The organism is Sphaerotilus sp. (assembly GCF_034519685.1).
Taxonomy (GTDB): domain Bacteria; phylum Pseudomonadota; class Gammaproteobacteria; order Burkholderiales; family Burkholderiaceae_C; genus Sphaerotilus.
Genome location: NZ_JAXHOF010000003.1, coordinates 237,148 through 254,490, shown reverse-complemented (window position 1 = coordinate 254,490; position 17,343 = coordinate 237,148). Strand labels below are relative to the sequence as shown.

General features: G+C 64.5%; 16 protein-coding genes. 8 read left to right on the top strand and 8 right to left on the bottom strand.

Going from position 1 to position 17,343, the window contains the following annotated elements; all coding sequences use genetic code 11:
- Positions 1-6: 6 nt before the first annotated feature.
- Genes prpF through U5O44_RS04730 form a run of 4 tightly spaced genes read right to left on the bottom strand, consistent with a single transcriptional unit; the run spans position 7 to position 5,756 of the window.
- Positions 7-1,206 carry a 2-methylaconitate cis-trans isomerase PrpF gene (prpF, locus tag U5O44_RS04745; RefSeq protein WP_322587318.1) on the bottom strand — a complete coding sequence of 400 codons (1,200 nt, stop codon included), beginning with the start codon at positions 1,204-1,206 and terminating at the stop codon, positions 7-9.
- Positions 1,203-3,848: a Fe/S-dependent 2-methylisocitrate dehydratase AcnD gene (gene acnD / locus U5O44_RS04740; protein WP_322587317.1), complete on the bottom strand. Its 2,646-nt coding sequence runs from the start codon at positions 3,846-3,848 to the stop codon at positions 1,203-1,205. The genes prpF and acnD overlap by 4 nt, the downstream gene beginning before the upstream one ends.
- Positions 3,849-3,906: 58 nt before the next feature.
- A complete protein-coding gene (gene prpC, locus U5O44_RS04735) occupies positions 3,907-5,058 on the bottom strand; it encodes a bifunctional 2-methylcitrate synthase/citrate synthase (protein WP_322587316.1) in 1,152 nt (383 codons plus the stop codon).
- Between the two features lie 41 nt (positions 5,059-5,099).
- Positions 5,100-5,756, bottom strand: a complete 657-nt coding sequence (locus U5O44_RS04730; RefSeq protein ID WP_322587315.1) for an acyl-CoA thioesterase — start codon at positions 5,754-5,756, stop codon at positions 5,100-5,102.
- On the opposite strand from U5O44_RS04730, the gene U5O44_RS04725 reads away from it, so the two are divergent.
- Positions 5,737-7,149: a short-chain fatty acyl-CoA regulator family protein gene (locus U5O44_RS04725; RefSeq protein ID WP_322587314.1), complete on the top strand. Its 1,413-nt coding sequence runs from the start codon at positions 5,737-5,739 to the stop codon at positions 7,147-7,149. The genes U5O44_RS04730 and U5O44_RS04725 overlap by 20 nt on opposite strands.
- Positions 7,150-7,200: 51 nt before the next feature.
- Here the strand turns inward: U5O44_RS04725 and U5O44_RS04720 are convergent, their stop codons facing one another.
- Positions 7,201-7,326: a hypothetical protein gene (locus U5O44_RS04720; protein ID WP_322587313.1), complete on the bottom strand. Its 126-nt coding sequence runs from the start codon at positions 7,324-7,326 to the stop codon at positions 7,201-7,203.
- Positions 7,327-7,407: 81 nt separating this feature from the next.
- Between U5O44_RS04720 and U5O44_RS04715 the strand changes: the two genes are divergently transcribed.
- Positions 7,408-8,343, top strand: coding sequence for an IS5 family transposase (locus tag U5O44_RS04715; RefSeq protein ID WP_322587312.1), 936 nt, complete (start codon positions 7,408-7,410; stop codon positions 8,341-8,343).
- Positions 8,344-8,485: 142 nt separating this feature from the next.
- The gene (locus U5O44_RS04710) at positions 8,486-8,740 is read left to right on the top strand and encodes a glutaredoxin domain-containing protein (protein ID WP_322587311.1); all 255 of its coding nucleotides are present in this window, start codon (positions 8,486-8,488) and stop codon (positions 8,738-8,740) included.
- A 45-nt stretch (positions 8,741-8,785) separates the two neighbouring features.
- Here U5O44_RS04710 and U5O44_RS04705 read toward each other — a convergent pair whose 3' ends face one another.
- Positions 8,786-9,676, bottom strand: a complete 891-nt coding sequence (locus tag U5O44_RS04705; RefSeq protein ID WP_322587310.1) for a LysR family transcriptional regulator — start codon at positions 9,674-9,676, stop codon at positions 8,786-8,788.
- Positions 9,677-9,782: 106 nt separating this feature from the next.
- Between U5O44_RS04705 and metE the strand changes: the two genes are divergently transcribed.
- The 5 genes from metE to tnpA all read left to right on the top strand — a co-directional run bounded on the left by metE (position 9,783) and on the right by tnpA (position 15,125).
- Positions 9,783-12,083, top strand: a complete 2,301-nt coding sequence (metE, locus tag U5O44_RS04700; RefSeq protein ID WP_322587309.1) for a 5-methyltetrahydropteroyltriglutamate--homocysteine S-methyltransferase — start codon at positions 9,783-9,785, stop codon at positions 12,081-12,083.
- Positions 12,084-12,097: 14 nt separating this feature from the next.
- Positions 12,098-13,081, top strand: coding sequence for a DUF1852 domain-containing protein (locus U5O44_RS04695; RefSeq protein ID WP_322587308.1), 984 nt, complete (start codon positions 12,098-12,100; stop codon positions 13,079-13,081).
- 33 nt (positions 13,082-13,114) lie between these two features.
- Positions 13,115-14,146, top strand: a complete 1,032-nt coding sequence (locus U5O44_RS04690; protein ID WP_322587307.1) for a methionine synthase — start codon at positions 13,115-13,117, stop codon at positions 14,144-14,146.
- A complete protein-coding gene (locus U5O44_RS04685) occupies positions 14,143-14,628 on the top strand; it encodes a flavin reductase family protein (RefSeq protein ID WP_322587306.1) in 486 nt (161 codons plus the stop codon). The genes U5O44_RS04690 and U5O44_RS04685 overlap by 4 nt, the downstream gene beginning before the upstream one ends.
- A 65-nt stretch (positions 14,629-14,693) precedes the next feature.
- On the top strand, positions 14,694-15,125 hold the full coding sequence (gene tnpA / locus U5O44_RS04680) for an IS200/IS605 family transposase (RefSeq protein ID WP_322587305.1): 432 nt from the start codon (positions 14,694-14,696) through the stop codon (positions 15,123-15,125).
- Positions 15,126-15,286: 161 nt separating this feature from the next.
- On the opposite strand, the gene mmsB is transcribed toward tnpA, so the two are convergent.
- The gene (mmsB, locus tag U5O44_RS04675) at positions 15,287-16,186 is read right to left on the bottom strand and encodes a 3-hydroxyisobutyrate dehydrogenase (RefSeq protein ID WP_322587304.1); all 900 of its coding nucleotides are present in this window, start codon (positions 16,184-16,186) and stop codon (positions 15,287-15,289) included.
- Between the two features lie 33 nt (positions 16,187-16,219).
- On the bottom strand, positions 16,220-17,341 hold the full coding sequence (locus U5O44_RS04670) for an enoyl-CoA hydratase/isomerase family protein (RefSeq protein ID WP_322587303.1): 1,122 nt from the start codon (positions 17,339-17,341) through the stop codon (positions 16,220-16,222).
- Positions 17,342-17,343: the final 2 nt, after the last annotated feature.

Below are 17,343 nucleotides of genomic sequence, written 5' to 3'. Positions count from 1 at the left end.
GTGCTTTCAGAAACTGTCGCCGGGTACGCGGACCCAGCCTTCCATCAGGATGCGGACGCTGCGGCTCATGACAACCTTGGCGACTTGCCATTGGCCGTCCACCTGCTGGGCCTCGGCCCCCACGCGCAGCGTGCCGGAGGGATGGCCGAAGTGCACGCTCTGGCGTTCGCCGCCACCGGCGGCTTGGTTGACCAGCGTGCCGGGAATGGCCGCAGCCGTGCCGATGGCCACCGCGGCCGTGCCCATCATGGCGTGATGCAATTTGCCCATGGACAGGGCGCGCACCAGCAGGTCTACCTCATTGGCGGTGATGGTCTTGCCCGACGACGAGACGTAGCCCTTGGGCCGGGAGACGAAGGCGATCTTGGGCGTGTGCTGGCGCGTGGCGGCTTCTTCGGGCGTTTTGATCAGCCCCATGCGCAGCGCGCCCGCGACGCGGATCTGCTCGAAGCGCGCCAGCTGCGCCGGGTCGCCGTTGATGTCCTCGCGCAGCTCGGTGCCCTGGTAGCCGATGTCGGCGGCGTTGACGAACACGGTGGGAATGCCGGCGCTGATCATCGTGGCCTTGAAGGTCCCGACGCCGGGTACGACGAGTTCGTCCACCAGATTTCCGGTCGGGAATATGGCACCGCCTTCATCGCCATCGTCGGACGGGTCCATGAACTCCAGCACAATCTCGGCGGCCGGGAAGGTCACGCCATCGAGTTCGAAGTCGCCCGTCTCCTGCACCTGCCCGCCCGAGACCGGCACGTGGGCGATGATGGTCTTGCCGATGTTGGCCTGCCAGATGCGCACCACGCACACGCCGCTCTGCGGGATGCGCGCCGGTTCGACCAGGTCCGCATGGATGGCAAAGGCGCCGGCCGCCGTGGACAAGTTACCGCAGTTGCCTGACCAGTCCACGAAGTCCTTGTCGATGGCGACCTGGCCGTAGAGGTAGTCCACGTCGTGACCGGGTCGCGTGCTTTTGCTAAGGATCACGCACTTGCTGGTGCTGGAGGTGGCGCCACCCATGCCGTCGATCTGCGCGCCGTAGGGGTCGGGGCTGCCGATGACGCGCTGGAACAGGCGGTCGCGTGCGGTGCCAGGAACCTGGCAGCGCTCGGGCAGGTCTTGCAGGCGGAAGAACACGCCCTTGCTGGTGCCACCGCGCATATAGGTGGCCGGAATCCTGATCTGCGGAACTGAACTCGTGCGGGTGCTCATGCGTGTGCTTCCGTTTCTGGGGAACGGGTCGAGGTCAGGAAGTCTTGCGCAAAACGCTGCAGCACGCCACCGGCTTCGTACACCGAGACTTCCTCGGCCGTGTCCAGGCGGCAGGTCACGGTGATCCGATCCATCGAGCCGTTTCGGCGGTGGATCAGCAGTGTGAGGTCAGCGCGCGGCGTGAGCGGGCCTTCGACGTCGTAGGTTTCGCTGCCGTCCAGCCGCAGCGTCAGGCGGTTCACGCCGGGTTTGAACTCCAGCGGCAGCACGCCCATGCCGATCAGGTTGGTGCGGTGGATGCGTTCAAAGCCCTCGGCTACCACGGTCTCGACTCCGGCCAGGCGCACGCCCTTGGCGGCCCAGTCGCGGCTGGAGCCTTGGCCATAGTCGGCACCCGCGATGACGATCAGCGGCTGGCGGCGCTGGAGATAGGTTTCGATGGCCTCCCACATGCGCACGACCTGACCATCGGGTTCGATGCGGGCCAGCGAGCCCTTCTTCACCTGCCCATCCACCAAAGCCATTTCGTTGACCAACTGCGGGTTGGCGAAGGTGGCGCGCATGGCGGTGAGGTGGTCGCCGCGGTGCGTGGCGTATGAGTTGAAGTCTTCCTTCGGCAGGCCCATCTTGGCCAGGTATTCACCCGCCGCGCTGTCGGCCAGGATCGCGTTAGAGGGCGAGAGGTGGTCGGTGGTGATGTTGTCGGGCAGCAGGGCCAGCGGGCGCATGGCCTTGAGCGTGCGCGGGTAGGCCGCCAGTGCGCCCACGCCCTCGGCGTCCCAATAGGGCGGGCGGCGGATGTAGGTGGACTGGGGGCGCCAGTCGTACTGCGGGCTGGCCTTCTCGCCGTCATCTGCGCGGATGGCGAACATCGGCCCATAGACCGCACGGTACTGCTCGGGCTTGACGGCGGCCTGTACCACGGCGTCGATTTCCTCATCGCTGGGCCAAAGGTCCTTGAGGCGAATCTCCCGGCCGTCTACCACAGCCAGCCCGTCCTGCTCGATGTCGAACCGCACCGTTCCCGCGATGGCGTAGGCCACCACCAGCGGTGGGCTGGCCAGGAAGGCCTGCTTGGCGTACGGATGGATGCGGCCGTCGAAGTTGCGGTTGCCTGAGAGCACGGCGGTGGCGTAAAGGTCGCGTTCGATGATTTCCTGCTGGACGGCAGGGTCGAGCGCGCCGCTCATGCCGTTGCAGGTGGTGCAGGCAAAGGCGACGATGCCGAAGCCCAGCTTTTCCAGATCGCCCAGCAGGCCGGCCTCTTTCAGGTACAGCTCGACAGCCTTGGAGCCGGGCGCGAGCGAAGATTTGACCCAGGGCTTGCGGGTCAGGCCCAGCCGGTTGGCGTTGCGGGCCAGCAGGGCGGCCGCGATGACATTGCGCGGATTGCTGGTGTTGGTGCAACTGGTGATGGCGGCGATGATGACGGCGCCATCGGGCATCAGCCCCTGCGCTTCGTCGGCGCGGCCGGCGGTCAGCTTGGCGGCGTCGGCAATGCCGCGCTCGGCCAGCGCCGTCACCGGCAGGCGGCGGTGCGGGTTGGAGGGTCCCGCCATGTTGCGCACGACGGTGGAGAGGTCAAAGTGCAGCACGCGCTCGTACTGCACGTCCTTGAGGGCGCTGCTCCACAGCCCGACCTGCTTCGCGTAGGTTTCCACCAGCTTCAACTGTTCCGGCGTGCGGTCGGTCAGGCGCAGGTAGTCGATGGTTTGCTGGTCGATGTAGAACAGCGCGGCGGTGGCGCCGTACTCGGGGCACATGTTGGAAATGGTGGAGCGGTCGCCGATGGTCAGGCTGTCCGCCCCCGCGCCGAAGAACTCCACGTAGGCGCCGACCACCTTTTCCTTGCGCAGGAACTCGGTCAATGCGAGGGCAATGTCGGTGGCGGTGATGCCGCTCTGGCGGCGGCCGGTCAGCTCGACTCCCACGATGTCGGGCAGGCGCATCCAGCTGGCACGGCCCAGCATCACGTTCTCGGCCTCCAGTCCGCCCACGCCCACGGCGATGACGCCCAGCGCATCGACGTGCGGCGTGTGGCTGTCGGTGCCGACACAGGTGTCGGGAAAGGCCACGCCATCCTGGACGTAGACCACCGGCGACATCTTCTCCAGATTAATCTGGTGCATGATGCCGTTGCCCGCCGGGATCACGTCCACGTTGTCGAAGGCCTTCTTTGTCCACTCGATGAAGTGGAAGCGATCCTCGTTGCGGCGGTCCTCGATCTCGCGGTTCTTGATGAAGGCATGGGGGTCGTCGCCCCCGCACTCCACGGCCAGGGAGTGGTCCACGATGAGCTGTACCGGGACCACCGGGTTCACCGCCGCTGGGTCACCGCCTTCTTTGGCGATGGCGTCGCGCAGGCCGGCCAGGTCCACCAGGGCGGTCTGGCCCAGGATGTCGTGGCATACCACACGCACCGGGAACCATGGAAAGTCAATCTCGCGCTTGCGTTCGATGAGCTGACGCAGGTAGTCGTCCAGATGGGCGGGGTCGGCGCGCCGCACCAGGTTTTCGGCATGCACGCGGGCGGTGTAGGGCAGGCTGTCCCAGGCACTGGGTTGCAGGGCGTTGACGGCTTCGCGCGCGTCGTGGTAATCCAGCGCGGTGCCGGGCAGGTTCTTTCGATGTCGGGGATTCATGGGGGGTCTTGTTCGTGGGCGGGCGTGCCGGCCGCAGACGCGCTGCCGGGCTCAAGTTTCACTGACGCTCTTCGATGGGCACGAACTTCTGGTCTTCCGGCCCCGTGTAGTGGGCGCTGGGGCGGATGATCTTGTTGTCGATGCGCTGCTCGATCACATGGGCCGCCCAGCCGCTGGTGCGGGCGATCACGAACAGGGGCGTGAACATGGCGGTGGGCACGCCCATCATGTGGTAACTCACAGCACTGAACCAGTCGAGGTTGGGGAACATCTTCTTGACTTCCCACATGACCGATTCCAGCCGCTCGGCGATGTCATACATCTTCGTCGAGCCCGCCTCGTCGGAGAGTTTCTTAGCCACACCCTTGATCACCACGTTGCGCGGGTCGCTGACGGTATAGACCGGGTGACCGAAACCGATAACGACCTCCTTGGCGTCCACGCGGCGACGGATGTCTGCCTCGGCCTCGTCGGGACTGTCATAGCGCTTCTGAATCTCGAAGGCCACCTCGTTGGCGCCCCCGTGTTTGGGGCCGCGCAGCGCGCCGATCGCGCCGGCGACTGACGAGTACATGTCGCTGCCCGTGCCCGCGATGACGCGGGCGGTGAACGTGCTGGCGTTGAACTCGTGCTCGGCGTAGAGGTTGAGCGAGGTGTGCATGGCGCGCACCCAACTGGCGCTGGGCTTTTCACCATGCAGCAGGTGCAGGAAGTGGCCGCCGATGGAGTCGTCGTCGGTCTCCACGTTGATGCGCTTGCCCTGTGTGCTCCAGTGGTACCAGTACAGCAGCATGGAGCCCAGGCTGGCCATCAGGCGGTCGGCGATGTCGCGCGCGCCGGGCAGTTTGTGATCGTCCTTCTCGGGCAGCACGCAGCCCAATGCCGAGACACCGGTGCGCATCACATCCATCGGGTGCGCGCCCGCCGGCAGCTTCTCCAGCGCCTCCTTCACACTGGCCGGCAGGCCGCGCATCGCCTTCAGCTTCACCTTGTAGGCGCGCAGCTCGGCGCGTGTGGGCAACTTGCCGTGCACCAGCAGGTGGGCAATCTCTTCGAATTCGCAGACCTCGGCAATGTCCAGGATGTCGTAGCCGCGGTAATGCAGGTCGTTGCCGCTGCGGCCGACCGTGCACAGCGCGGTGTTGCCGGCGGTGACGCCCGACAGGGCTACCGATTTCTTGGGTTTGAAGGGCGCGCTTGTCTCGCTCATGGTAGGTCCTGTGAAAAGGGATGTGTGGAGGATGTGGGGAATCAGCCGCGCGCTGCGGCCATGGCCTGTTCGGTCAGTTGCTCGGGGTTCAGATACGGTGCGCTGACGGCCACAGGGCGGCCGTGTTCATCGACCGTGACCATCTCGAAATCGCCGCGCAGCACGCCTTCTGCCCGGGTGCCGGGGGCTGCGTCGAAGTTCGCGCTGATGCGCGCGGTCATCGAGGTCCTGCCAATCCGCACGATCTCCGCATGGATCTTGAGGATGGCGCCCACGGGCACCGGGCGCAGGAACTCGATGCGCGTTGCGCCAGCCATGACCACGGCCTGGCGCGTGTACCGGGTCGCCACCAAATAGGCGGCCTTGCCCAGCAAAGCCAGACCATTTGGTCCGAACAGAGTGCCGTAGTGGTTGGACTGCTCGGGCAGTACCAGCTCGGTCAGGGTGAGCTGGTCAAGGCGGGCTGCATCGGCGCCCTGGGGCGCGCTCGCAGCGAGGTCTTGGTGCACCGGGTCGGCGTTCAGGTGCTGTGTCCACTTCATTCGATGCCTTTGTTTGATGGTTAAATATTTGCAATCTTCGCTTCGTGCTAGGCTGCTGTAAAGGACTAAAATTGCCAATGAATGCGAACGTTTTGACTGTTTTTGCAAAGATTGCGAAGTTTTTGGAGTGACCTGAATGACACGCAAGACTTTCATGGGGGTACGGCTTCGGCGGCTGCGCGCCGAACGCGGTATGTCGCAAATCGCCATGGCCCAAGCACTGGGTCTCTCGCCCAGTTACTTGAATCAGCTGGAGCAGAATCAGCGTCCACTGACGGTGGCAGTGCTGCTCAAGATCAGCCGCACGCTGGGCGTCGATGTGCAGGAGTTTTCCGAGGACCAGGAGGCCCGTCTGGTGGCGGCGCTGCAGGAGGCGCTGATGGATGCGCCGGAGCCGGTGACACTGCCGGAATTGCGGGAGCTGGCCGTGCAGATGCCGGCCGTGGCCCGGGCACTGGTCAGACTGCATCAGAAGAACCTGGAAATCGCCGAGCGCGTCGAGACCATGGCCTTGCAGGTGGGCGATGACCGCTCGGAAATGGTCGTTCCCCGCGCCATGCCGTTCGAACTGGTGCGGGACTTCTTCTTTGCGCACCAGAACCACTTTGACGGACTGGACCGGGCGGCCGAAGCACTGGCAACCGAGGCCGGGGGGCGAGGGGCGCACCTGGTTGGCTGGCTGGTGCAGCGGCTCAAGCGCCAGCACGGCGTGCGTGTGGTGCATTCCGACGACGTGCAGGAACTCAAGCGCCGCTACGACGTGGGCCGCAAGACCCTATACCTGTCCGAGGTGCTTGAGCCCGGCCAGCAGGCATTTCAGTTGGGCACGCAACTGGCGCTGATCGAATCCGGTGACGCCATCGACGGGCTTATCGCCGTGCCACCGTTCGACACCGACGCCGCCGCACAACGTCTGGCGCGCATCGGCCTGGCGAACTATTTTGCGGGTGCGCTGGTGCTGCCTTATGGCGAGTTTCTGCAAGCGGCCGAATCGTTGCATTACGACATCGACCTGCTCGGCCAGCGTTTCGGCGTCGGTTTCGAGACCGTGTGCCACCGCCTGAGTACCCTGCAGCGGCTGGGTGCACCCGGTGTGCCATTCTTTTTCGTGCGGGTGGATCGCGCAGGCAACATCTCCAAACGGCAATCTGCCACCCACTTCCACTTCAGCCGCACGGGCGGCACCTGCCCACTGTGGAACGTGTACGAGGCCTTCGGCCAGCCAGACCGCATCCTGCCGCAGCTCGCCCGCATGCCCGATGGCCGCACGTATTTGTGGATCGCCCGTTCGGTCTCGCGCGGCCGTCACGGCTACGGCTCACCGCGCAAAACTTTTTCCATCGGTCTGGGTTGCGACATCCGGCACGCGCCGCGCCTGGTCTATGCCAAGGGACTGGATCTGAGCGATCCCGACCTGGCCACACCCATTGGCATGGGGTGCAAGGTGTGTGAACGCGAGCGCTGCCCGCAGCGGGCGTTCCCGTTCATCGGCAAGCCGCTGGATGTCGATGAGAACCGCAGCCGGTTCTCGCCGTATGGATCGGAGTGAGCTCTCGCGTTGGCGTTCAGCCGCGAGACGCTGAGTGGGGGAGCATGTCCCTCAATCCTTGGTTGGGGTGTTGCTGAGCTCGGCGTTCGCGTCGCCCCGAACCTTCATGAGCCTCATCAGCTCCTTGCGTTCCTTGGGGGTCAGCGGGTCGAGAAAACGTTCCTGCGAGCGCAGCATGCGCTGACATAGAAGCGTTTGGGCTTTGTTGCACAACCCACCCCGCCGGCCGATGGTCGAGCGGTGAGGTAGGCTGACAGGATGAGCAAGCCAGCAAACCAGAAGTACGTGACGAAGAACTGGGCGCCGTACACGAAGGCGCTGAGGGCGCGGGGCTCGCTGACGATGTGGCTGGACCGGGACATGGCGTGGCAGGCTGCGCCGGTCAGCGGCAAGCCGGGGCGACCGGCGACGTACAGCGACGCGGCGGTGCAGTGCTGCCTGACGATGAAGGTGCTGTTCGGACTGGCGCTGCGCCAGACGCAGGGGTTCGTGCAGAGCGTGCTGGGGCTGTCGGGGCTGGACTGGCAGGCACCGGACTACAGCACGATGAGCCGGCGCGAGAAGCGGCTGACGGTGGAGATCACGGCGCGGCCGAGCCGGGGCGGGCTGCACCTGCTGGTGGATTCCACGGGGATCAAGATGCTGGGCGAGGGCGAGTGGAAGACCAAGAAGCACGGGGCGGAGTACCGCAGGCAGTGGCGCAAGGTTCACCTGGGGATCGACGCCCAGACGCTGGAGATCCGGGCGATCGAGGTGACGGACAACAGCGTGGGGGACGCGCCGATGCTGCCGGAGCTGCTCGGGCAGATTCCGGACGAGGAGGTGGTGCTGTCGGTGAGCGGGGATGGGGCGTATGACACGCAGGACTGCCACGACGCGATCGCCGAGCGGGGAGCCGAGGCGGTGATACCGACGCGCAAGAACGCCCAGCCGTGGAAGGCCAAGCGGCCGGGGGCGGCAGCGCGCAACGAGATCCTGAGAGCGACGAATCGGTTGGGGCGGGGGATCTGGAAGAAGTGGAGCGGCTACCACCGGCGCTCGCTGGTGGAGACGAAGATGCGCTGCTTCAAGCTGCTGGGCGAGCGGGTGATGGCACGCACCTTCGAGCGCCAGGTGGTGGAGTTGCAGGTGCGGGCTGCGGTGCTCAACCGCTTCACCCACCTGGGCACCCCGGTGACGCAGGCTGTGGCGTAACTCCGTCTGGGGTCAGGGGAAACTCGGCCTCGGCGGAGTTGTGCAACAAAGCCCCGTACCGACGAAAACCAGGTGTTCGACGTCGATTTCTGACGCCACCCCTTTCCACTCCACCCCATCCCCTCTGAAAGAAACCCTGTCCATGCAAGTCATCATCTACGGCAAAGAGAACTGCGTCGAATGCAACAAGAGCAAGCTGCTGTGCCAGATGCAGTCCATCAGCTTCCAGTATCTGACCGTGGGTCAGGACATCAGCGTAGAAGACCTACAGGCCAAGGTCGGCCAGCCAGTGCGCAGCCTGCCGCAGACCTTCATCGAACGCGACGGCGCGCAGGCCTACGTGGGCGGTTACGACGCCCTGCGCCGCACGCTGCAGGGCGCGGCGGCGATGGCCTGAGCGCGAGCGAACGGGAGGTGGCGCCGACTGGCCACGACGCGATGCTCAGTCGCCACTGGACTCGGCCGCCATCGCAATGAACGCCCGCAGATAGTCGATGTCCAGATCGGCTTCGCGCGCACCCAGAAAAATCTGTTTGGCGATGCCCTTGCTGCCCAAGCGCACGGCGGCCACGCCGGTTTTTTGAGCGTACTCCTCGGCCAGCCAGCGGGGCAGGGCAGCCACGCCCCGTCCGCTGGCCACCATCTGCACCATGATGTCGGTGGTTTCGATGACTTTGTGGCGCCGGGGTGTGACGGCCGCGGGCATCAGGAACTGGGTGTAGATGTCCAGCCGCTCGATGCTCACCGGGTAGGTGATCAGCGTCTCCCTTGCCAACTGCGCGGGCTTGACGAAAGCCTGCTGCGCCAGCGGGTGATCGGCGCCCACCAGCAGCACCTGTTCGTAGTCGAACACCGGTTCGAAGTGCAGTCCTGGCTTGGGCAGCGGATCGGGCGTGACCAGCAGATCGATCTCGTAGCCGAACAGCGCGCCGATCCCACCGAACTGGAATTTCTGCTTCACGTCCACGTCCACGTCGGGCCAGGCAGCCAGGTAGGGCGAGACGATCTTGAGCAGCCACTGGTAGCAGGGATGGCATTCCATGCCGATGCGCAGCGTCCCGCGCTCGCCGCGCGCGAACTGTTGCAGGCGCTCCTCGGCCAGATCCAGCTGGGGCAGCACACGGTTGGCCACCGCGAGCAGGTACTGGCCCGCCTGCGTCAGGCGCAGGCTGCGGCCTTCGCGCAGCCAGACATCGGTGCCCAGCTGCTGTTCCAGCTTCTTCATGCTGTGGCTCAGCGCCGACTGCGTGACGTGCAGAACCTCGGCCGCCGCCGTCAGCGAGCCTTGCTTCTCGACCTCCTGGACGATGGACATGTGGATGCGTTCGAGCATTTGACTATGAACGGAATTCATGGATATCTGAACAATTACCATTTTACTTCACGGTTTTCCATCTCTACCATGCCAGACTTTCTGACACATACAAGAGGTTTCGATCATGGTCACCACACACAACCTGGGCTTTCCGCGCATCGGCGCTCGCCGCGAACTGAAGTTCGCGCTGGAGTCGTACTGGAAGGGCCAGAGCACGCGCGATGAACTCAAGGCGGTGGGCGCCCAACTGCGTCAACGCCACTGGCAGAACCAGTCTGCCCTGGACCTGGTGCCGGTCGGCGACTTCAGCTTCTACGACCAGGTGCTGGACATGAGCTTCACGCTGGGCAACCTGCCCGAACGCGTACAGGGCTTTCACGGCGATGTGCTCGACAACACCTTCCGTGTGGCGCGAGGCCGCTCGGCGGCCGGCACCGAAGACCACAGTGACTGCTGTGGCGGTGTGGCCGCTGGCGAGATGACCAAGTGGTTCGACACCAACTACCACTACATCGTCCCCGAGTTCACGGCCGACACGCAGTTCCAGCTCGATGCCTCGCGTCTGCTGGAACAACTGGCCGAGGCACGCGCCCAGGGCGTGAAGGCCAAGCCGGTCATCGTTGGCCCGGTGACCTATCTGGCCATCGGCAAGGCCAAGGACGAATCGAACAAGCTCGCCTTGCTGGAACGCTTGCTGCCTGCCTACGCGGCCTTGCTGGATACCCTGGCCGCGCAAGGTGTGGAGTGGGTGCAGATCGACGAGCCCATTCTGGTGACCGAACTGGATGAAGACTGGCGCCACGCCTTCAACCTGGCCTACCACGCGCTCAAGGCCTGTCGGGTCAAGCTTCTGCTGGCGACCTACTTCGGGCCGCTCGATGAGAACGCCTACCTGGCGGCCAACCTGCCGGTGGCGGGCCTGCACATCGACGCGGTCAACGACCGGGACGGCGTGCTTCGCGTGATCAACCTGCTGACGGGCACCAAAGTGCTCTCGCTGGGGGTGATCAACGGTCGCAACATCTGGAAGACCGATCTGAACGCCGTGCTGGACTGGCTTACACCCATCGCCGAGCGTCTGGGCGATCAGCTGTGGATCGCCCCTTCCTGCTCGCTGCTGCATGTGCCGGTCGACCTGGATCAGGAAACCAGGCTGGATCCCGACATCCGATCCTGGCTGGCCTTTGCGCTGCAGAAGCTCGATGAGCTGCAGGTGCTGGCGACCGCGCTGCGTCAGGGGCGTAGCGCCGTGCAGGCCGAGCTCGATGCCAACCGGGCGGCGCTGACGGCGCGTCGCCAGTCACCCCGGGTGAACAATCCGCAGGTACGGGCTGCCGTCGCCCGGATCGAGCCGCAGCTGGGCCATCGAGAAAGCGCCTACGGGGTGCGCGCCGCCAAGCAGGCCGCCCTGCTCAAGCTGCCGCTGTTCCCCACGACCACCATTGGCTCCTTTCCGCAGACCGCCGAAATCCGCCATGTCCGCAGCGAATACAAGGCGGGCCGTCTGGACGATGCGCGCTACCAGACCGCCATGCGCGCCGAAATCGAACGCAGCGTGCGCGAGCAGGAAGCCCTGGGCCTGGATGTGCTGGTCCATGGCGAGGCCGAGCGCAACGACATGGTGGAGTACTTCGGCGAACAACTCGACGGCTACGCCTTCAGCCAGTTCGGCTGGGTGCAGAGCTACGGCTCGCGCTGCGTGAAGCCACCCATCCTGTTCGGCGACATCAGCCGTCCCAAGGCCATGACGGTGGAGTGGATCACCTACGCACAGTCGCTGACCGACAAGCCGATGAAGGGCATGCTGACGGGCCCGGTGACCATCCTGAACTGGTCCTTCGTGCGCGACGACCAGCCGCGCGCGTTCAGTTGCCAGCAGCTGGCCCTGGCCATCCGGCATGAGGTGCTGGACCTGGAGCGGACCGGGGTCAAGATCATCCAGATTGACGAAGCCGCATTGCGCGAAGGGCTGCCGCTGCGCAAGTCGCAGTGGAAAGAGTACCTGGACTGGGCGGTGGAGAGTTTCCGCATCTGCGCCAACGGCGTGCGCGACGAGACCCAGATCCACACCCACATGTGCTACTCGGAGTTCAACGACATCATCGCGTCGATTGCCGACATGGATGCCGACGTGATCACCATCGAGACCAGCCGCTCCGACATGGAACTGCTGGACGCGTTCAAGAACTTCCAGTACCCCAATCAGATCGGCCCGGGCGTGTACGACATCCACTCGCCCAACATCCCGAGCGAGGCGTACATGGTCAGGCTGATGAAGCTGGCGGCCGAACGCATCCCCGCCCAACGCCTGTGGGTCAACCCCGACTGCGGCCTGAAAACCCGCCAGTGGGCCGAGGTAACGCCGTCGCTGGAGCGCATGGTATCGGCCGCCAGGAAGCTGCGTGCCGAGGCGACGACCGCATGACCGAAGGAACTACCATGAGCCAGCCATTTGAATTCACCGTCAAATGCATCCGTTTCGATGAGAACTACCACCCATCGGACAACACGCGCGTCACCACCAACTTTGCCAACTTGGCCCGGGGACACAAGCGCCAGGAGAACCTGCGCAATGCCTTGCGCATGATCGATCAGCGCTTCAACGCCCTGGCGCACTGGGACAACCCCAAGGCCGACCGCTACTCGGTGCAGATCGACATCGTGACCGCCGAGATGCGCATGGCCGGCGATCACAGCCAAACGCCATTCCCGGCGATTGAAATCCTGAAAACGGCCATCGTCGATCACCAGACCGGCCAGCGCATCGATGGCCTGGTGGGAAACAACTTTTCTTCCTACGTTCGGGACTATGACTTCAGCGTGCTGCTGCAGCAGCACAACCAGCATCAGGTGGGGTTCAGCGTACCCGAGCGCTTTGGCGACCTGCACGGCACGCTGTTCCAGCATTTCGTCAAGTCGGCTGCGTACCGGCAGCATTTCAGCAAGCCGCCGGTCATCTGCCTGAGCGTGTCGGAGAACAAGACCTACCAGCGCACGGGAAACCAGCACCCGGTGCTGGGCTTTGAATACCTGCCCGATGAGTCTTCGCTGACCGAGGTCTATTTCAAGAAGATGGGCATGCAGGTGCGTTACTTCATGCCGCCCCACAGCAATGCGCCGTTGGCCTTTTACTTCTTTGGCGATCTGCTCAACGACTACACCAACCTTGAACTCATCGGCACCATCAGCACGATGGAGACCTTCCAGCGCATTTACCGGCCCGAGATCTACAACACCAACGCCAGTGCAGGGGCCTGCTACCGACCGAGCCTGAAGAACCAGGACCATTCGGTGACGCACATCGTGTACGACCGCGAAGAGCGCGGTCGGCTGGCCGTCGAGCAAGGCAAGTTCGCCGAAGAGCATTTCATCAAGCCCTACCAGACCGTGCTTCAGCGCTGGTTGGCCGACCACGCCCATTGACATGCAACCCCAACACGCCACACGCAACCCAACATGAACAAATTTCTGCCCACTTCCACCGCCGGCAGCTTGCCCAAGCCTTCGTGGCTGGCCGAGCCCGAGAAACTCTGGTCGCCCTGGAAGCTACAGGATGCCGAGCTGGCCGATGGCAAGCGCGATGCTTTGTGCCTGTCGCTGCAAGAACAGCAGCACGCCGGCATCGACATCGTCAGCGACGGTGAACAAACACGCCAGCACTTCGTCACCACCTTCATCGAGCACCTCGACGGCGTCGATTTCGCCAGGCGCGAGACCGTGCGAATCCGCAACCGCTACGACGCCAGTGTGCCCACCGTGGTGGGCCCCGTCTCGCGCCAGAAGCCCGTCTTCGTCGAGGACGCCAAGTTCCTGCGCCAGCAGACCCGCCAGCCGATCAAGTGGGCCCTGCCTGGCCCCATGACGATGATCGACACGCTGTTCGACGCGCACTACAAGAGTCGCGAAAAGCTGGCCTGGGAATTCGCCAAGATCCTCAACCAGGAGGCCCGGGAGCTGGAGGCCGCGGGCGTGGACATCATCCAGTTCGACGAGCCCGCCTTCAACGTATTCTTCGACGAGGTCAACGACTGGGGCATCGCCACGCTGGAGCGGGCCATTGAAGGGCTCCAGTGTGACACCGCCGTGCACATCTGCTATGGCTATGGCATCAAGGCCAACACCGACTGGAAGAAAACCCTGGGCGCCGAATGGCGGCAGTACGAACGGGTTTTCCCCAGGCTGCAAGCCTCCAGCATCGACATCGTCTCGCTGGAGTGCCACAACTCGCACGTGCCGATGGAGTTGATCGGATTGCTGCGCGGCAAGAAGGTCATGGTCGGTGCCATCGACGTGGCCAGTGAGACCGTGGAGACGCCCGAGGAAGTGGCCGCCACCTTGCGCAAGGCACTCCAGTTCGTCGATGCCGACAAGCTCTACCCCTGCACCAACTGCGGCATGGCGCCCTTGTCGCGCGCCCTTGCCAAAGCCAAGCTGCAGGCCCTGAGCGCCGGCGCCGACATTGTCCGCCGGGAACTGGCCGCCGGATGAACGCGCGTGATCGCACCGCCATCGAGCCGGGGCGCTTTCGCCAAGCGCTCGGGCACTTCGCCTCCGGCATCACGGTGATCACATCGCACTTGGACGGCGAGCCGATCGGCTTCACCTGCTCGGCGTTTTACAGCGTCTCGATGCACCCGCCGCTGGTGTCTTTCAGCGTCAAGGCCAGTTCATTCAGTTACCCCCGCATTCGCCAGGCCGGCCGCTTCGCGGTCAACATCCTGTCCGCCGACCAAGCGGATGTGTCCAGCCGGTTTGCGCAGCAAGGCGCGGACAAATGGAGTGCCGTCGATTGGCGGGCTTCACCTCTGGGAAACCCGGTCATCGCCGATAGCCTGCACTGGCTCGATTGCGCGATTCACGCCGAGCATGTCGCAGGCGATCACCTGATCGTGGTGGGGGAAGTGAAAGCGCTGGGCGAGCCTGAAGTCGCTGCGGTGCAGCCCTTGCTTTATTGTCGATCACAAGGTTAAAACCACCGGCTTTAGCCGGTCAGCTTTAGCTGCGATAATTGACTGCCCTGTGAAGGAGGCCAGAGATGGACTATCGATATGGCAGTCATACGGTTTTTCAGATTGAGTACCATTTTGTGTGGGTGACAAAATACAGGTACAAGGTTTTGCGGGGAGAGGTGGCGGAACGAGTCCGGGAGTTGGTGCGCGAGACCTGTGACGCCTTTGAGATTCGGATCGTGAAAGGCGTGGTGAGCAAGGATCATGTGCATATTCTGGTGAGCTGTCCACCGAGTATGGCGCCGAGCGAAATCATGAGGCGAATCAAGGGGCGAACGGCAGCAAAGCTGTTCGAGGAGTATCCGCAGATAAAGAAGCGGTACTGGGGGCGGCATTTCTGGGCGCGAGGGTATTTTTGTGCGACGGTTGGGCAGATGACAGAAGAGATGATCGAGAATTACCTGGAGCACCATTTCGAACCTAACCCCGATGAGAAGTTCAAGCTGGAGCCCGACTAGGACGCGTCGTTTAGGCGACGCGTATCCGGACTTTCAGTCCGTAGTGAAAACCCACCAGCTTTAGCTGGTGGTTGTTTAGTTCCAGGGTCAGTACCGCCAACTCACCCCTCAGTACTCCGCCATGTCGGCTATCGCCCCACGAGCCGTCGATCAGGCAGCGGTCATGCCTTGTCGCTCAGCAGCTTGACCACGCTGGAAAAGTCCAGCCCACCGCGGCCGGCCTGTTTGTTCATGGCGTAGAGGTTGCGGGCCACTTCGCCCAGCGGGATTGTGGCGCCCACGCCCATCGCGGCTTCCACGGCCAGGCCCAGGTCCTTGAGCATCAGGTCGTTGCCGAAGCCACCGCTGTAACCGCGAGAGGCCGGTGCGTTCTCCAGGACGCCGGGCCAGGGGTTGCAGACCTCGGTGGCCCAGCTGCGGCTGGTGCTCACGGCCATCATCTGCGACAGGGCCTGGGGGGCCAGCCCGTGCGCTACCCCCAGGGCGATGGCTTCGCCGGTCACGGCCATGATCACGCCCAGCGCCATGTTGTTGCACAGCTTGGCCACCTGGCCGGCGCCAGCCGCGCCCATGTGGAAGATGTTCTTGCCCATGGCCTGCAGCACGGGGCGGGCGCGCTCCAGCGCGGGTGCGTCACCGCCCACGATGAAGGTCAGCGTGCCAGCCGTTGCTCCAGCCACACCGCCGGAAACCGGCGCATCGATCATCGAGAGACCACAGGCCTGCGCGGCCGCCGCCACTTTCTGGGCTGAGGCGGGGGCGATGGTGCTGCAGTCTATGACCAGTGCCTCCGGTGCCAGTTGGGACATGACACCCATTTCACCCAGGTAAAGCGCTTCCACATGCTGGCTGGCCGGCAGCATGGAGACCACCACTTGTGCCCCGTCGATCGCGGCCATGGCTGAGGTTGCTGTTTCCAGCCCATGATCGCGGGCCTTCTCCAGCGCGTCGGTACTCAGATCGAAGGCACAGACGGTGTAGCCAGCCTTGTGCAGGTTGACGGCCATGGGGCCGCCCATGTTGCCTAGGCCGATGAAGGCGATGCGGGGAAGTGTGGTCATAACTGTCTCCAAAATGCGGTGTGAAGTTGTCGGTCAGCTCAGGTTGGCCAGCGGATGCGGGCCTTCAAACCTCGGGCGCAGGTGGTCCTCGATCCAGGCGGGCGTGACCTCGGACAGGGTAGCGGGCGTCCAGCGGGGGGTCTTGTCCTTGTCGACCAGCAGGGCGCGAACGCCTTCGGCGAAGTCGGGGTGGGCGCAGCAACCGACCGAGGCCTGCAGTTCGAGCCGGAAGGTGTCGGCCAGCGACAGGTGCCTGGCCCGGCGCTGCAGTTCCATCCCCAGCACGGCCGAGGTGGGCGAGCCTTTGGCGAATGAGGCGCCGGCCTGAGCCAGCCAGGGGTCGGCGTCCTGCGCCAGCGCGTCCAGGCGTGGCGCAATACCGTCCAGCCCGTCGTGGCCGATGGTGGCGTTGATGCGGTCGAAGTGGGTGCGCAGCACTGAGGCGGGCGGCTCGCTGGCTGCGCCCAAGCGTTCGAGCAGGTGGCTCAGTTGCGCTGCGTCGCTGGCCTGTTCGCCGCGCCAGGACGCCGCCGCGATGCTGGCTAACAAGTCGGCGTGCGCCTCGTGCGGGCACAGAAAGTCGGCCAGCCCAGCGAACAATGCATCTGCGGCATTCAGGTGCGCGCCGGTCAGGGCCAGGAAGGCACCAGTTTTTCCAGGCATCCGCGAGAGCAGCCAGCTGCCGCCCACGTCGGGGTAGAGGCCGATGCTGATTTCGGGCATGGCCAGGCGCGAGCGCTGCGTGACCACCCGGTGTGAGGCGCCGGCCATGAGCCCGATGCCGCCGCCCATGACGAAGCCGTGGCCCCAGCACACGATGGGCTTGGGGTAGGTGTGGATGGAGTGGTCGAGCCGGTACTCTCGCTCGAAAAAGGCAGTGGCCTCGGGCGGCACCTGGCCCGGCGGCAGGGCGCGGATGGCCTGGCACAGGCCGACCACGTCGCCACCGGCACAGAAGGCCTTGTCACCAGCGGCATCGAGTAACACGCCGGCGATGGACGCTTCTTGCGCCCAGGCCTGCAGTTGCGGGGTCAGCAGGTCCACCATGGGCAGCGACAACGCGTTCAGGCTGGCCGGCGCGTTGAGCGTGGCGCGCCCGAAGCGGTGACCGCTGGCCGTAGGCAGGGTATCGAACAGAACGGAGGGTTCGGCCATGA